Here is a 16111-nt window from a genome sequence, read left to right as displayed (position 1 = left end):
TTAAGAGTTTTTAGGTAGCTCTAAATTTTGAAGAAGTGCGCTTAAGGCATCTTCGGGATTTTCACTTTCTTGCATAGCTGCAATAGTCGGTGACAGGATTTCTTTCATCCTATCGGTAACAAAGGTTTTTAATGTATTTTTTTCTGGGCGCTCTATTGAATCTGATTTAATATGCGACAAAATTACACTATAAAGCGTTTGTGCAACGCGCATGTCTCCGCTGTCAAAGTTTTTATTTGCTTGAACCATTTGGCGATTTAATTGAATCCATAAATTAAGCCAACGTAGATATTCATAACAAGCTTGATAATGAGAGTTGCTTATACGGCCTTTACGACGTAAATAAAGCAACATTTTGGCTAATTTTGTAAGGCGCTCTTTGTAGTTACTTTTTTCTTGGAAGCTAAAAGGTTCGGGTTCTGGGTTGAATGGAATAGGGTCGTTGTTTCTGCCTTCTTCAGCGGTTGCTATGCGTACTTCAATCTTTTCAGGATCATCGGAATATTGCAGAAGCTCTCGAAGTGTGTCTAGATAGAAATCGTAAAGCACATCGGTGGCAATAGTATCGGTATTAATATCTTTTAAACCGCGAATGTGTTGTTCAACACGATCCGCTCTATTTGATAATTGCAATTGCTTTACGCGTCGTTCAGTAATTTCTTTTTCTTTTTGATGGGCGCGTGATCCAATGACCACTGACAAAAGTACAATGATGATCAAAAAAGCAATGGTTAATATTTGAAGGGTAGCCATGATTGTCCTTAAGCAACGAATTCAGTATGTTAAATAAGAAATACTAAGTTCAGCAAGATTTAATGTGTGAAACAATACAGGGATCGCTTGTCATATAAAAGGTGTTTGCTTAATATCAGCGCCCCTAGAGATTAAACTTCGTGCAACGTGGATTTGCAGACCTACTTTATTAAAAGGCTTACACAGTTCAATGGGAAAATCACTGGTTATCGTGGAATCGCCGGCAAAGGCGAAAACCATCAATAAATATCTGGGCAACGACTTTATCGTCAAATCGAGTGTCGGGCACATACGTGACCTGCCTTCAGGTACAACTGCCACCTCTACGCCTCAAGAGCGTGCGAAGCAAGCTGCTTTGACACGTAAAATGAGTCCGGAAGAAAAACTTGAGTATAAAAGTAGCAAAGCGCGTAAACAGTTAATTTCTAGAATGGGGGTTGATCCAGAAAGTAACTGGAAAGCTCACTATGAAATTCTGCCAGGCAAAGAAAAAGTTGTCGATGAACTAAAGCGTTTGGCGAAAAATGCTGACACCATCTATCTCGCAACCGATTTGGATAGAGAGGGAGAGGCAATCGCTTGGCATCTTCGTGAAGCCATTGGCGGTGACGATACTCGCTATAAGCGCGTGGTATTTAACGAAATCACTAAAAAAGCCATCAAAGCGGCATTTGAAACGCCATCTGAATTAGACATGGATCGCGTTAACGCTCAACAAGCTCGTCGTTTCTTAGATCGAGTAGTTGGCTTTATGGTGTCACCTTTGCTTTGGTCAAAAGTAGCTAGAGGCTTGTCAGCGGGACGAGTTCAATCGGTTGCTGTGCGATTAATTGTCGAGCGCGAAAAAGAGATTCGTGCGTTTATTCCTGATGAGTTCTGGGAATTGGATGCAATGCTTGCGACGCCATCGAAAGAAGTTATTAAATTCGAGGCTGCAAAATACCAAGACAAAGAATATCGACCTGTTAACAAAGCGCAATCTGATGAGCATGTTGCTCGTTTAAATGATGCGAAATACTTGGTTAGTAGTCGAGAAGACAAGCCAACAAGCAGCAAACCATCTGCGCCGTTCATTACTTCTACGTTACAGCAAGCGGCAAGTACGCGTTTAGGCTACGGCGTTAAGAAGACCATGATGTTAGCGCAGCGCTTGTATGAAGGCGGTTACATAACGTATATGCGTACTGACTCGACCAATTTAAGTGTTGATGCGGTAGAGGCGTTGAGAGGTTATATTCTTTCCAACTTTGGTGAGGCTTATTTACCAGCTGATCCTATTCGATATAGCAGTAAAGAAGGTGCTCAAGAAGCGCACGAAGCCATTCGACCTTCCGATGTGACTGTGCGTGTTGATGATTTGCTTGGCATGGAAAAAGACGCGCATCGCTTGTACGACTTGATCCGCAGTCAATTTATGGCGTGTCAAATGACGCCAGCGGAATACACGTCTACGACTATCACTGTCACTACAGGTGAATACGAGTTTAAAGCCAAAGGTCGTATTTTACGTTTCGATGGTTACACTCGTGCCATGCAGACAGTTGCTAAAAAAGGTGAAGATAATATTTTGCCTGACGTAGGTCAGGGTGAATATTTGGATCTTAAAGAGTTATTGCCTGAGCAACACTTTACCAAACCTGTTGCGCGCTTTAGCGAAGCAAGTTTGGTTAAAGAGCTTGAGAGACGTGGAATTGGTCGTCCATCAACTTACGCATCTATCATCTCTACGATTCAAGATCGTGGTTATGTGCGTGTTGAAAATCGTCGTTTCTATGCAGAGAAAATGGGTGATATCGTGACTGAGCGTTTGGTTGATAGCTTTAATTCTTTGATGAATTTTAGCTTTACGGCACAAATGGAAGAGCAGCTAGACGATATTGCTCAAGGTAATAAAGATTGGATTAAAACGCTTAATGCGTTTTATAAAGATTTTAGTTCGGTGCTAGCGAAAGCAGAATCGCCTGATGGCGGTATGATGCTGAATGAGCCAACCCCGACAGATATCGAATGTCCAACTTGTTCTCGTCCAATGCAGATTCGTACCGCCAGCACCGGTGTGTTTATGTCTTGTTCTGGTTATGCCTTGCCTCCAAAAGAGCGTTGTAAAGCAACCATTAACCTAACACGTGGTGACGAAGCGATTGCGGTAGACGACGAAGAGGGCGAATCTAAAGCGCTTATCAATAAGCATCGTTGTAAGATCTGCGGATCTGCCATGGACAGTTATTTAATGGATGAGCATCGCAAACTGCATGTTTGTGGTAATAATCCTGCTTGTTCGGGTTACGAAGTAGAAACTGGTGTTTTCAAAATCAAAGGTTACGATGGTCCTACGCTTGAATGTGATAAGTGTGGATCAGAAATGCAGCTTAAAACTGGTCGTTTTGGTAAGTACTTTGGTTGCACTAACGACGAGTGTAAAAACACTCGTAAGTTATTGAAGAGCGGCGAAGCGGCACCACCAAAAATGGACCCCGTACCAATGCCTGATCTTGCTTGCCAAAAAGTAGAAGATCACTATGTTCTTCGTGATGGTGCAACTGGTTTATTCTTGGCAGCTAGCCAATTTCCGCGTAAGCGTGAAACTCGTGCACCTTTGGTTGAAGAGTTACTGCCATATATGGATCAAATAGACCCTAAATATCACTTTTTTGCAAAAGCGCCTAAAAAAGATTCTGAAGGTCGTCCTGCAATCATCCGCTATAGCCGTAAGACGAAAGAGCAATATGTCATGACGGAAGAAGAGGGCAAACCAACTGGCTGGAAGGCATTTTATGTTGGCTCTAAATGGGTGATTGAGGAAGGTAAGAAGAAATGAGTGGCGCTAGTTTAGCTAGCCTAACCAATCAAAAGCTGGATACGGCAAGACGCTTCATTAAGCAGAGTCAAGATAGTGACGAAGCATGGTTAAAAGTCGGGCTGGAAAGCTCGGCTATTTTCCAGTTAAGAAGCGCGCTTAATGGGCTGTTGAAAGAGGTGGCATCAGCTTACTCTTTAACGGGGACGCTTGATGTTACTAAATTATTAGCTGAGTCAGAAAGCAAGCAAGTCGTCGTTCCAGTTTTAGCTGAGTTGGCAGATTTACTGTCTCGCTCTGATTCTTGGTGTTTTCAATTGAACCAGGCCTATTTAGTTCAGTTTGAGTGTCGCGCCTCTATGTCATCAGTTGTTCAAAGTGATAACCTAATTGGTCGTGGAAGTGACGCAGGAGCGTCTGTAAGTTTTTATTTGGCCAAGTTGGTTGAATTGGTATTACGTTTTAGAGAAGAGTCATCAGAGTATTGAATATGAAAGAATCCTACCTAGAAATTGTTGAGCTAGATAACGGCGATATCGTCCTGCGTCCAGCCAGTGAGGGTGGTGAGGAAACCGTTCCATTAGCGACACTGCAGATTTCAGACGACACTCGATCTTATTTAAAGGATCGTTATTTTGAATTAGCAAAATGCATGTTTCATGCGGGCATTGATTTTGTTTATTCGGATGATTCGTTTTTTGACGATGACTCGGAGTATCTTGATGATGAGGAGTTTCGTCCTAAGATTCTGCACTAAATCAGCTATGATGATACCGATGGAGTTCAGCATAGGCTGAAATAAAAAAGCGAAGCACAAGCTTCGCTTTTTTATTGGAATAGTGTTTGTTTTATGTGGCAGCGGTTACTTAAAGCCCTTGGCGAATTACACCAACAGATAAGCCTTCAATGGCAAACTCTTCGCTTTCAAGGTCGACAATGATGTCATTGAACTCTTCGTTTTCTGGAATAAGTCGAACGATGCTGCCTTTTTGTTCGAAGCGTTTAACCGTTACTTCATCACCAATGCGAGCAACGACAATTTGGCCGTTGCGCACAGTAGTGGTTTTATGAACCGCTAATAAATCACCCTCCATGATTCCGATGTCTTTCATACTGGTCCCAGAGACAGACAAGAAGTAATCGGCTTGTGGTGAAAACATATTGGCTGGGATGTTCACATGAGAAGCAATGTTCTCCTGAGCCAAAATAGGGTAACCTGCAGCGACTTTGCCGATGACAGGTAAGCCAAGGTCGTCTGCAGGATCGTCATTTGATGCACGATCAACTAAGCGTATTCCCCTTGATGCGCCGGACAGCATTTCTATTGCGCCTTTTTTACATAGGGCTTTGAGATGCTCTTCGGCGGCGTTAGGAGATTTAAACCCAAGCCGGCGTGCTATTTCTGCTCTGGTCGGTGGAAAACCTGTTTCACCAATAAATTCGCGAATGGTTTCTAGTACGTCAGATTGTCTTTTGGTTAATTTAATCATAGGTTATCTGGTTGTTTATACAGTTACTGTTATTATATACAGCATTCCTAACTATACTCAATGATATAAATGCTTTCAGACGAACTAAAAAAACAGATTCAACTTGCATACCGAGCATCTTTGGATGCGAAGTCCCATAAACCAAGGGCTGGACAGCGCCAGATGATTGGTGCAATCGCTCGAACCTTGGGTAACATTAAACAAGGCTCGGAAGGCGAACGCCTTGAAGAAAAGCATGTTGCCGTGATTGAGGCCGGAACAGGCACAGGTAAGACCTTGTCTTATTGCCTTGCGGCGATTCCTATTGCGAAAGCCCGTGGCCTCAAATTAATTATCTCTACGGCAACGGTCGCGCTTCAGGAACAAATCCTACATAAAGAATTGCCTGACTTGCTCGAGCATACCGATCTTACTTTTAAGTACACTCTTGCTAAAGGGCGGGGGCGTTATTTGTGCTTGAATAATCTTGAGGGCTTTCTTAGCTCAGAAGAACAAGCTATGGATGATATGTTTGCGGGCCTGTTTGAGCAGCACTTGCATTCTGATGATGTGAACACTGTCCTTTATCAAGAAATGGATGCCGCTTTGCAAAAAGGCGACTGGGATGGCGATAAAGATAACTGGGCGGGCATCGTTCGAGATCAAGACTGGCGACGCTTAACCACAGATCATCAGCAATGCACCAACCGTAATTGTGCGAATTATTCCGCCTGCCCGTTTTTTAAAGCGCGTGCTGAAATCGAAGTGGCTGATGTGATTGTTGCCAATCACGATTTGGTATTGGCGGATTTGTCATTGGGTGGTGGCGCGATTCTTACTCCTCCAAAAGAAACCATCTATGTTTTTGATGAGGGTCATCATCTTCCTGATAAAGCGATAGGGCACTTTCGTCATGAAGTTCGCTTGCAGCAAAGTATTGCTTGGTTGCGTCAGCTAGAAAAAAATCTAGTCAACTTAAAGCAAGAGCTAACTGACGATGTTAGTCTGACTGGACAGCTATTACTAAAAATCCCTCAGCAAATACAAAGTATCGTGAACTTTATCCAATATGCCCAGCAAGGTTTAGCGCCTTATATTCAGGGATTGGGTTTAGATCAAGAAAATAATCAGCACCGCTTTGAGTTTGGTCAAATTCCAGATGAGTTGCGCCAGCTGGCTTACAGTTTACAAACGTCTTATCAAAAATTATTCAACAACATTGAAAGTATCCAAGACGAATGTAAAAAGACGAAGCAAAATGAAGGGATGGGTGTAACACCGGAAACAGCAGAAACTTGGCAGCCTATTTTGGGTGTCATTCTTGGTCGTTTAGAGCAATGCATTGGGCTTTGGCGTTTATATTCTACGGTTGACGATCAGAACTTTCCGCCTAATGCACGTTGGTTGGTTTTATCTGGTCAAGGCATGGAACAAGATATTGAACTCGGTGGTTCTCCGATTCTTGCTGCGAACACATTAAGGCAGCAGTTGTGGGATAAATGCTTCGGCGCGGTAGTAACGTCCGCAACGTTAACCGCGCTTAATCAATTTCATCGTTTTAATATGCGATCTGGCGTGCCACGCGAGAGTGAATACCTACGAGTGATTAGTCCGTTTAATTTTCAAGAAAGTGGTCTTTTAGTGGTTCCAGATATGGAGAATGAACCTAATAGAGTAGAGCAACATACCGCAGAAATTGTTACCTATTTAGATAAGCATGTGAATACGGAAAAGGGCAGTTTGGTGTTGTTTTCGTCTCGCCGTCAGATGGAAGAAGTGGCTCAGTCTGTGTCTGCTGGTTTGCAAGAAATACTCTTAATGCAGGGCGAGCAATCTAAACGCGTTATTTTGGATTCACATAAATCTCGTATTGATGAAGGGAAAGGCAGTTTGTTACTTGGTTTAGCCAGTTTTGCAGAAGGGGTGGATTTGCCAGGTGATTATTTAACCTGTGTGTACATAGCCAAGATTCCTTTTGCTGTTCCAGATGATCCTGTCGAAGCCACGCTGGCGGAATGGATTCAAAAACGTGGTGGTAATCCCTTTATGGAAATAACAATCCCGGATGCTTCTTTGCGTTTAGTGCAGGCAACTGGAAGACTCTTAAGAAGTGAAAAAGACTCAGGTGAAATACACATTTTAGACAAGCGCTTGCGTACCAAACGATATGGATCGCAATTGATTAACAGTTTGCCGCCCTATAAGTACCTTCCCTAGGTTCAACAAAGCGTAAGCAAGGGGTGATAAAGCTTTACCAATTAGGTACACTCCTTGCACAGATTATTAACCTCAAAACACAATAGAAGCGTAAAGATTCCAATATGGAAAACCAAACTCAAGAAGCACGATCAGAAACAACAGCAAAACCAAAACGTACTCGTCGCCCAAATAAGCGACCAAGAAATAATGATGATAGCCCTGCAAGCGTTCAAGCTAATGCACAAACAAGTAGTGAAACAACATCAGCAGGGAATGCAAACTCTAAAATTTGGTCCATAGAAGATTTTCCGGTTGCTGAAGTTGAAGGCAAGATGCGCTTCCATGATTTAAATCTTCCTGATCGCGTCATTAAGTCTATTGCAGAAATGGGGTTTGAATATTGCAGTGAAATCCAAGCTGAAACCTTGCCAATGACTTTGTTGGGTTATGACATTATTGGTCAAGCTCAAACAGGGACCGGTAAAACGGCTGCTTTTTTAATCGCAATGATCAGTGATTTTCTTGATTACCCGCTTGAAGAAAAAAGAGCGAATAATTTTGCACGTGGCCTGATTATCGCACCGACTCGTGAATTGGCGATACAGATTGCCGATGAAGCGGTCAAACTTACGTGGAATTGTCATTTGAATGTCGTGACTTTGGTTGGTGGTTTGAGCTATGAAAAACAAAAGATCGCATTAGAAACTGAAAATGTTGATATTTTAGTCGCTACGCCTGGCCGTTTGTTGGATTTTGCCCGCAGTCGTAAAGTGCAATTGGGTAAAGTAGAGTGCTTGGTGCTAGATGAAGCTGACCGCATGCTGTCTATGGGCTTTATCCCTGATGTAAAAAGCATTATTCGTATGACACCACACAAAGAAACACGACAAACTATGTTGTTTAGTGCGACTTTCCCGAAAGATATTCAGGCATTGGCGCAGCAATGGACTTATTTCCCGAAAGAAGTGTCTGTTGTTCCAAAAGAAGCAACAAATCAAAATATTGATCAGGTTATTTATACTGTCGAAGCGGACCAAAAATGGCCTGTATTGCAGCAGTTGATCGAAAAAAATGGCGGTCAACGGACTATTATTTTCGCTAACCGTCGTGACGAAACACGCGATCTTTATGAGCGTTTACGCAAAGCCAATATTAATTGTGCGATATTATCTGGCGAAGTTGCGCAAGATAAACGTGTAAAAACCTTGGCGAACTTCAAAGAAGGTATCATTCAAGTGCTTGTGGCAACAGATGTTGCTGGGCGTGGTATTCACGTTGATAACGTAGAGTTAGTTGTCAATTATTCGTTGCCAGAAGGCCCTGAGGATTATGTGCATCGTATCGGCCGTACTGGTCGAGGCGGTGAAACGGGTAAATCAGTAAGCTTTGCCAGTGAAGATGATGCTTTCATGATTCCTGAAATCGAAAGAGTCGTCGGTGAGAGTATTCGCTGTGAGTACATGGTCGATACATCTCTATAAAGATCGCTTAATTTTTAAGTGAGATAAGATGAATTTAGAACACCATTTTGCAAGTTTGGGTGAGGCGTTTTCTTCGAAAACCCTTATCCAACCACTTCTAGAGCAGCGGTTGGTTGAATTTAACCAATCGCTCGCTACTTTTCTGTCTATTGATATTAAATCTACTGAAACCAAACAAGTCTTAAGTGGCGAAAAGGCTTTGTCTTCTAGTCTTAGCATGGTCTACGCAGGCCACCAGTTTGGAGGTTTTTCACCTCAATTGGGTGATGGTCGTGGTGTGTTATTGGGCGAAGTTCGTGGTCAAGATGATCTTTTGTATGATTTGCATATGAAAGGTGCTGGGCCGACGCCTTATTCTCGTCGTGGCGATGGCCGTGCTGTTTTGCGTTCTTGTATTCGTGAGTATTTGGCGAGTGAGGTTATGGCGGCTCTGTCAGTCCCTTCTTCACGTGCTTTAGCGCTCTATGATAGCCGAGAGGCGGTTTATCGAGAAACGCCAGAGGCTGGTGCTATGCTGCTCAGAGTGGCACAAGGTCATATTCGCTTCGGTCACTTCGAATACTTTTTCTATCAAGGTAAACAAGCAGAGCTGGATCAACTGATCGAATACTGCCTTAAACATTATTACCCAGAATGTTTAGAGTCGGAATCACCTCTAGAAAGTATGTTGATCAAAGTGGTCAAACGTACTGCCAGAATGATTGCTAAATGGCAATCGATTGGTTTTCAACATGGCGTAATGAACACAGATAATTTTTCTTTCACTGGGGAAACGATCGATTATGGTCCTTATGGTTTTATGGAGGATTATGAGCCAGATTGGATTTGCAATCATTCTGACCATGAAGGGCGGTATGCTTTTTCTCGGCAACCTGGTGTTGGTTTGTGGAATCTCAATTGCTTGATGCGATGTTTTTCAAAGCATCTTGAACGAGATCGGCTTATTGCTATCTTGCAGTGCTACGAGCCAGAGTTACAGACTCACTATGATGCGCTGATGATGAGTAAAACGGGCTTAAGTTTTATAGAAGATGTACACGAGTTATTGCCTGAGCTATTTGCAATATTAGCAGCAGAGAAAATGGACTACACGGTGTTTTTCCGTTTATTGAGTCATTTTGAGCAAGGTGATTTTTCGCTTTTGCTCGATGAGGTTGTTGATAGAGAAAAACTGTCAAATTGGCTTGAACGCTATGAGTTTGCGCGAATGAAAAGTGATTTAACATGGGCTGATATTAGTGTTTCTATGTTGGCTGTAAATCCCAAATTTATACTAAGAAACTATTTGGCTCATGATGCGATTCAATCGGCAGAGCGCGGAGATTATTTACCTTTTCGACGCTTATTGAACGTGCTCACTCATCCTTTTGATGAGCATCCAGAGTCAGACGTTCTTGCGCAAAGAGCGCCTGATTGGGGCAAATCGTTAGAGGTTAGTTGTTCGTCTTAGAGTTGTTCAATTTATATAGTTAGACGATATTTTTAAAGAGAAACAGTCATTATGAAGCATTCTGTATGTGTATTAGGTGGTGGTAGTTTTGGTACAGCCTTGGCGAATATTATGGCCAAAAATGGCCATCAAGTTAGCCAATGGATGCGTAATGAAGAGCAAGTTGAAGAGATTAATTTGACTGGCTTGAATAGCCGTTATTTACCTAATGCGCCGTTGCACCGAGAGTTATTAGCGACGAGCAATTTAGAGCAAGCAATACGCGATAGTGATACGATTTTTGTCTCCATTCCATCTAAATCGTTCGAGCAGGTTGTGCAACGCATTGAGCCATTATTGACGGCGGATAAAATTTTAATTAGCACCACCAAAGGTTTTAATCCAAACCGATTTGAACTTATGAGTGATGTTTTGCGTCGAAACCCTGTGACGCAAAAAATTGGCGTGCTAAGTGGCCCAAATTTGGCAAAAGAAATTGCGGCAGGACAGATGACTGGATCGGTCATTGCCAGTGCTGATGACAAAGTGCGCCAGCGAGTTATTGAGCTGTTGAAATCACCTACTTTTCGAGTGTATGAAAATATTGACAGTACCGGTGTTGAACTGGCCGGCGCACTAAAAAACATTTATGCGATTGTATGTGGTCTTGCTAAAGCGCTAAATGTTGGCGAAAACACCATGTCGATGATCATGACACGAAGTTTGGCTGAGATGAGTCGGTTTGCTGTGCATTTTGGCGCCAACCCGATGACATTTCTTGGTTTGGCGGGAATGGGGGATTTAATCGCAACTTGCACTTCGCCTTTGAGTCGAAATTATCGTGTTGGTTTTGCGATTGGTTCTGGACATAATTTAGATGAAGCGATTGGTGGAATAGGTGAGGTTGCGGAAGGCGTTAATACCTTAAAGATGGTTGTTGATGAAGCCCATAAACATGGATTGTATATGCCTCTAGCGGAAGGTTTGTCTAAATTATTGTTTGAAGGCGCTAAGCTGGAATCATTGATTGGGTCAATGATGACAGGTGAGCAGAAGTGGGATGTCGAATTTGCGACAAATGAGGAGAATAAAAATGTCTAATCCAGGTTATGCTGATCAAGGTTTTTGGTTTCGTGTGATTTTTATGCTGCTGTATTGGGTTGTTCTAAATATTGCAGTTACTGTATTTGGTGTTTTACTTATCTTAGTAAGCTTAGTAAAGCTAGGCTCAAAGTATGAGCCAGTGACTTTGTCTTCTTGGTTAAAGGGTGTAACGGCTTTTATTGGGCAAATTTTTTCATTTTTGTCTTTCGAGTCAGAAGAGAAGCCTTTTCCATTTCAACCATGGCCTCAGGTGAATGCGGATGAAGAAGCTTAAACGCCTTTATGTCTTGCGTCACGGCAATGCTCAGCCATATGGTTATGACAAAGATGAGCGTCGTGAGCTAACTGAGCTTGGGGTGGCAGAGGTGAAGACAACTGCTCGGGCTTTTCGAAACAAAGGTGAGGTGTTTGATGTGGTTTTTGTCAGTCCTTATATTCGGGCTCAACAAACCGCAAAAACATTTTTAGCCGATCTTGATGTGTCCGTCGAGGTTAAAGATTGTCCCTTAATTACGCCGGATGGTCGTGAGATGGATGTGGCGCTTTGGTTAAATGAGCAGTCTTATGACTCTGTTTTATTAGTGACTCATCAACCTTTCGCTCATCAGTTGGTGGACTTTTTAGTTGATGAGCCTTTGCCCGTGAGCTTTGCTATGACAACGGCTACGATTGCAGCAGTTGAAGGTGAACTTTTTGCTGGGGCATGTTGTCAATTTCGTTGGTGTGTTTCACCATCATAAATTATTTAATTGAATTTCATGGGTTGGTTAAAAAGCATATATGGGAAATGAAATTGTTTACAAGCTCGCGCATACCGAGATAGCGGCGTTGCAATGGCTGCCTAAAAACACCTCGGCATTTAAGGTGTTGTCGCTGCATGGTTGGCTTGATAATGCAGCAAGTTTTTCTAATCTATCTCCTCATCTCTCTGATTTTTCCCATGTCGCACTAGATCTTGCAGGGCATGGTTTGTCTTTACATCGCCCAACGGGAAGTTTTTACCATTTATGGGATTATGTTTTGGATGTGGTGTCTATTTTAAACCAGTCCAAACAAAGCGTTTGGTTGATTGGGCATAGTATGGGCGGTGCTGTTGCTATGTTGGTCGCTGCGATTGCCCCAGATAAAGTTCGTGGTCTGATTGTGCTAGATAATATGGGGCCATTAAGTGGAGCGCCGGCTGATCGTGTGGTTACGCTGCAGCGAGCTATTAATAAAATGGCCAAATATCGCTTGGGTAGGGACACAAGTTATAAGACCAAAGAAGACATGATATTGGCTCGAATGGATGGTTTTACTCAATTATCCAAATCTGCATCGAAAATGCTGGTTGAGCGTGGTGCTAAGCAGAATGATGATGGAATTTGGACGTGGCGTCATGATGGTGAGTTAACCTTTCCTTCGCCATTTCGTATGGATGAAGAAAGCGTTGAAGCCTTTATTCAAGAAATAAAATGCCCAACTTTGGCTTTGGTTGCAAAAGAGGGGATTTATCAGAATGATCATCAGTTAGTTGAAAAGCGCGCGGCACAATTCCCATGGATAAAATTGAAATGGCTTGAAGGTAATCACCATTTTCATTTAGAGCCAGATACTTGTTTCGCAGTGGCAACTGAAGTTCAGCGTTTTATTGATCAAAACTAATGCGTTAGCCCATCCTTAGTTGGGATGATAGGAAGGTTATATGGTTAAGTTTCGAGGCGTGTTATATCTATTGGCTGCTTTCAGTGGTGTTTCTTTTGCTGGGGTTTTAGGGATTGAACCTTATCGTGATGCGCAGTTGGTTAAAAGTAATTCTCAAGCAGAACAATTTGTTGAAATTCCTTTGAGCAAAATCCGACGTGCTGGCAGCGGATGGGAGCCTGAAACGGTTATTCGCTTAAAAGGTGATTATTTTTCATCACTATATAAAATCAATCGCAATGCACTTTTATCGGATGTTTATGATCATTATCGCTCGCAGATGTTGAGTGATGGTCGTAGTATTTTGTTTGAGTGCGATAGTCGCAGTTGCGGTAGTAGCAATGCTTGGGCGAATAATTTTTTTGGTGATTACCTTTTGTATGGTTCTGATCAAAGTCAATTTTTACTGGTGGTTAAGAATAAGCAAGATATTTATCAAATTTTGTATCTTAACCGCCGTGGTGCGGGCGATGTCATGGTTCGCTTAGATGAAGTGAAATCAGCTGAGGCGAATGAAACAGAGTTTGAAATTGTGGCGCAGATGGATGTTCAGGATATTCCTAGAATACGTCGTTTTGTTAATGATTTGCCCGCTGGTCAAAATGTGGTTGGTTTCGTTACAAGTCAAAAAACAGGGAGTTTAAGCGCTATTGAGTCGGGTGATCGACTTATATCAATGGCATTGGCAGGTTTGGGTGATCAGCTTAAGGATAAGGTTAGATTTATTAATTTGGCTGATCTAGGTCGAGAATCTCTTGGCATTAATCGCATCTCTTTTGTTTATGTTCGTCCATAGGCGGTAGTCGTGAATACGAAAAAAACGGTTGCTCTGGTTTTGGGGAGTGGCGCGGCGCGTGGTAATGCACACATAGGTGTTATCCAGGCTTTCGAAGAGCGTGGATATGACATTGTCAGTATCTCTGGTTGCTCTATTGGGGCAATAGTCGGCGGTGTTTATGCGGCGGGAAAATTATCTGAGTATCGTGAATGGGCAGAATCTTTAGACCGTATGAATGTCCTTCGTTTATTGGATATGTCTATATTGAATGGTGGCTATGTAAAAGGTGATCGTTTTTTTGAAAAAATTCAAGACATGATAGGGACACCTACTATTGAGTCTTTGCCAATAGCCTACACCTCTGTTGCAGTCGATTTATTAAATCAAAAAGAATTTTGGTTTCAGCGTGGTGATTTGATAAGTGCCATGCGTGCATCCGCTGCTATACCGTCTCTGGTGTTACCTGTTACGCTTAATGGGCAAATGTATGTTGATGGTGGGGTGTTGAATCCTTTGCCTATCATTCCTTCTGTGCCCGCTGGTGCGGATTATATTGTTGCAGTTGATCTTAGTCCCGCTGAGCGAGTTGTAAAAAACGTTTCAGAGAGTGATTCCGAAGGGCCTGCTTGGTGGCTTAGCACTAAAGGTTTTTTTGGGAAAAACAAAGATGGGGCTGATGAGAAGGTTAAATATTCACCAGAAAGCTGGGGGCGATTGCAGACTATCAATATGATGTTTGAGACGATGCAGGAATCTCTTACTCAATATAAATTGGCTGGATATCCACCGGATTTACTTATATCAATACCTAAGGATATCTCTGGGTTCTATGAGTTCTGGCGAGCTAAAGAGTTGGTTGAGTTTGGCTATAAAACGGCTTTAAAAGCGATTGATGGTCTTGAATTGCCTTCGGCTAGTTATTTTTCTTTCCCGAAAGGCTATTGATTTTTATCTTTAGTCTAAAGGGTTTACTTCTAGTTCTCTTAATAAGCGAGACAGAGAGATGAGCGGTAAACCAATTAGGCTATTAGGATCATCTCCTTCCATTTTTTCAAAAAGACAAATGCCCAATCCTTCGCATTTGAAGCTGCCAGCGCAATCAAGTGGTTGCTCAAGTGAAACGTAATTAGCGATTTCTTTTGTCGTTAGGTCCCTAAAATGAACATGATATTCGCTTAATATATACTGATAAGATTGGTCTTGTTGACTAAAGACACAAAGGCCGGTTAGAAAACTCACCTTTTGACCACTAAAGCTAGAAAGTTGGTTTATGGCATTTTCTTCTGTATGGGGTTTTCCTAAAATCTGATTGTTTAATACTGCAACCTGATCAGACGCTATAATTATATCAGCTGAACCTTGTTTACTCTGTTGTCGTTCCAAATGTACGGCATGCGCTTTTGCAATACTAAGGCGTTTGACTAAATCGACAGCTGATTCGAGGCTGAATGGGCTTTCATCAATGTTCGGTGAATGGCATTCAAAAGGAATTCTTAGACGCTCTAAGAGTGCTTTTCGATAAGGTGAAGATGAGCCGAGTATGAGTTTTTTTTGCATTGTTTTTTAATCATTTTATTGGGATGAAAGGGGATTTTACTTTTTTTTAGCCAATATGACTTAAAAAAGTGAAAAAAAGCGCTTTAAGGCCAGTTAGACTTTGACAAAAAGGGCCCTTAGCAATATTATCCCCCGCCATGTTGAATGATACATTACCTAAATATTTTGACCCTCGTAAATACGCTGGCTATGAGCAAGCGTTCGAAGGGTACGTGCCCCTTAATGAATTTAAGGAGCTTTGTGCTATATTAGCCTCTGATGAGGGTAATGCTTTTATTCATCTAGACTTTAGAGTTGATGAGGATAGGCGCTATATTGCTACTGGTTCATTAACGGCTCAAGTGCAAGTTGTTTGTCAGCGTTGCATGGGGGCTGTTTCATATGATCTAGCGTTAGATTTGTCGCTGGCATTCGTTTATGACGAAGATCATGCTAAGAATTTACCGAACAATTACGATCCTGTTGTCATGACCGATGGTGAAGTAATTTTGGCAGATATGATTGAGCAAGAAATTATACTTGCTTTACCAATTGTTGCCTATCACGAAGAGAGTGGTTGCAACCCAACAGCTGTAAAGTATGCCTCGTCTACCGATGACGCACCGGATGACGAAAAACCGAATCCATTTAGTATATTGGCCCAATTAAAGGCCAAGTAAAGTTAGGAGCTCCAAAAATGGCAGTACAAAAAAGTAAAGTAACTCGTTCACGTCGCGGCCAGCGCCGTTCACACGATGCTTTGACTGGTCCAACTCTTTCTGTAGAAAAGACAACTGGTGAACTTCACCGTCGTCACCACATTTCTGCAGATGGTTTTTACCGTGGTCGTCAAGTTATCACCCCTAAAGGTGAGTAACTAAG

The 16111-nt window shown here is 42.2% G+C and carries 17 protein-coding genes; 14 read left to right on the top strand and 3 right to left on the bottom strand.

Translation table 11 applies throughout. The features are described from left to right. Positions 1–753, bottom strand: a complete 753-nt coding sequence (locus tag ACO05V_RS13955) for a DNA topoisomerase I (RefSeq protein WP_421852521.1) — start codon at positions 751–753, stop codon at positions 1–3. 190 nt (positions 754–943) lie between these two features. On the opposite strand from ACO05V_RS13955, the gene topA reads away from it, so the two are divergent. Genes topA through ACO05V_RS13940 form a run of 3 tightly spaced genes read left to right on the top strand, consistent with a single transcriptional unit; the run spans position 944 to position 4307 of the window. Beyond that, positions 944–3571: a type I DNA topoisomerase gene (topA, locus tag ACO05V_RS13950; RefSeq protein WP_421852519.1), complete on the top strand. Its 2628-nt coding sequence runs from the start codon at positions 944–946 to the stop codon at positions 3569–3571. Continuing rightward, a complete protein-coding gene (locus tag ACO05V_RS13945; RefSeq protein WP_421852516.1) occupies positions 3568–4038 on the top strand; it encodes a DUF6586 family protein in 471 nt (156 codons plus the stop codon). Before topA ends, ACO05V_RS13945 begins: the two co-directional genes overlap by 4 nt. Before the next feature lie 2 nt (positions 4039–4040). Continuing rightward, positions 4041–4307 (top strand): hypothetical protein, encoded by a 267-nt coding sequence (locus tag ACO05V_RS13940; protein WP_421852513.1) that lies wholly within the window; start codon positions 4041–4043, stop codon positions 4305–4307. 109 nt (positions 4308–4416) lie between these two features. On the opposite strand, the gene lexA is transcribed toward ACO05V_RS13940, so the two are convergent. Further along, entirely contained in the window at positions 4417–5040 is a 624-nt protein-coding gene (lexA, locus tag ACO05V_RS13935; RefSeq protein WP_421852510.1) for a transcriptional repressor LexA, read from the bottom strand. Between the two features lie 69 nt (positions 5041–5109). Between lexA and dinG the strand changes: the two genes are divergently transcribed. The 9 genes from dinG to ACO05V_RS13890 all read left to right on the top strand — a co-directional run bounded on the left by dinG (position 5110) and on the right by ACO05V_RS13890 (position 14638). Next, positions 5110–7236, top strand: a complete 2127-nt coding sequence (gene dinG, locus ACO05V_RS13930) for an ATP-dependent DNA helicase DinG (RefSeq protein WP_421852507.1) — start codon at positions 5110–5112, stop codon at positions 7234–7236. A gap of 104 nt (positions 7237–7340) precedes the next feature. Continuing rightward, a complete protein-coding gene (locus ACO05V_RS13925) occupies positions 7341–8699 on the top strand; it encodes a DEAD/DEAH box helicase (protein WP_421852504.1) in 1359 nt (452 codons plus the stop codon). 28 nt (positions 8700–8727) lie between these two features. Continuing rightward, the gene (locus ACO05V_RS13920) at positions 8728–10149 is read left to right on the top strand and encodes a protein adenylyltransferase SelO (protein WP_421852500.1); all 1422 of its coding nucleotides are present in this window, start codon (positions 8728–8730) and stop codon (positions 10147–10149) included. 51 nt (positions 10150–10200) lie between these two features. Next, entirely contained in the window at positions 10201–11229 is a 1029-nt protein-coding gene (locus ACO05V_RS13915; protein ID WP_421852497.1) for an NAD(P)H-dependent glycerol-3-phosphate dehydrogenase, read from the top strand. Then, the gene (locus tag ACO05V_RS13910) at positions 11222–11506 is read left to right on the top strand and encodes a DUF4389 domain-containing protein (protein WP_421852494.1); all 285 of its coding nucleotides are present in this window, start codon (positions 11222–11224) and stop codon (positions 11504–11506) included. The genes ACO05V_RS13915 and ACO05V_RS13910 overlap by 8 nt, the downstream gene beginning before the upstream one ends. Beyond that, on the top strand, positions 11493–11972 hold the full coding sequence (gene sixA / locus ACO05V_RS13905; RefSeq protein WP_421852491.1) for a phosphohistidine phosphatase SixA: 480 nt from the start codon (positions 11493–11495) through the stop codon (positions 11970–11972). The genes ACO05V_RS13910 and sixA overlap by 14 nt, the downstream gene beginning before the upstream one ends. A gap of 40 nt (positions 11973–12012) precedes the next feature. After that, entirely contained in the window at positions 12013–12876 is an 864-nt protein-coding gene (locus ACO05V_RS13900; RefSeq protein WP_421852488.1) for an alpha/beta fold hydrolase, read from the top strand. Positions 12877–12916: 40 nt separating this feature from the next. Further along, positions 12917–13711: a DUF4892 domain-containing protein gene (locus ACO05V_RS13895; RefSeq protein WP_421852485.1), complete on the top strand. Its 795-nt coding sequence runs from the start codon at positions 12917–12919 to the stop codon at positions 13709–13711. 9 nt (positions 13712–13720) lie between these two features. Continuing rightward, positions 13721–14638: a patatin-like phospholipase family protein gene (locus ACO05V_RS13890; protein WP_421852482.1), complete on the top strand. Its 918-nt coding sequence runs from the start codon at positions 13721–13723 to the stop codon at positions 14636–14638. A 9-nt stretch (positions 14639–14647) separates the two neighbouring features. Here the strand turns inward: ACO05V_RS13890 and ACO05V_RS13885 are convergent, their stop codons facing one another. Further along, positions 14648–15250 carry a Maf family protein gene (locus ACO05V_RS13885; RefSeq protein WP_421852479.1) on the bottom strand — a complete coding sequence of 201 codons (603 nt, stop codon included), beginning with the start codon at positions 15248–15250 and terminating at the stop codon, positions 14648–14650. A gap of 137 nt (positions 15251–15387) precedes the next feature. Between ACO05V_RS13885 and ACO05V_RS13880 the strand changes: the two genes are divergently transcribed. Together ACO05V_RS13880 and rpmF are read left to right on the top strand one after the other, a co-directional pair. Further along, the gene (locus ACO05V_RS13880; protein WP_421852476.1) at positions 15388–15909 is read left to right on the top strand and encodes a YceD family protein; all 522 of its coding nucleotides are present in this window, start codon (positions 15388–15390) and stop codon (positions 15907–15909) included. Between the two features lie 17 nt (positions 15910–15926). Beyond that, a complete protein-coding gene (rpmF, locus tag ACO05V_RS13875) occupies positions 15927–16106 on the top strand; it encodes a 50S ribosomal protein L32 (protein ID WP_072839128.1) in 180 nt (59 codons plus the stop codon). The last annotated feature ends 5 nt before the right edge of the window (positions 16107–16111 follow it).

Source organism: Marinomonas sp. (genome assembly GCF_965225885.1).
Lineage (GTDB): Bacteria > Pseudomonadota > Gammaproteobacteria > Pseudomonadales > Marinomonadaceae > Marinomonas.
The sequence above is the reverse complement of the archived record's forward strand: the minus strand, read 5'-3'. Positions and strand labels throughout refer to the sequence as shown.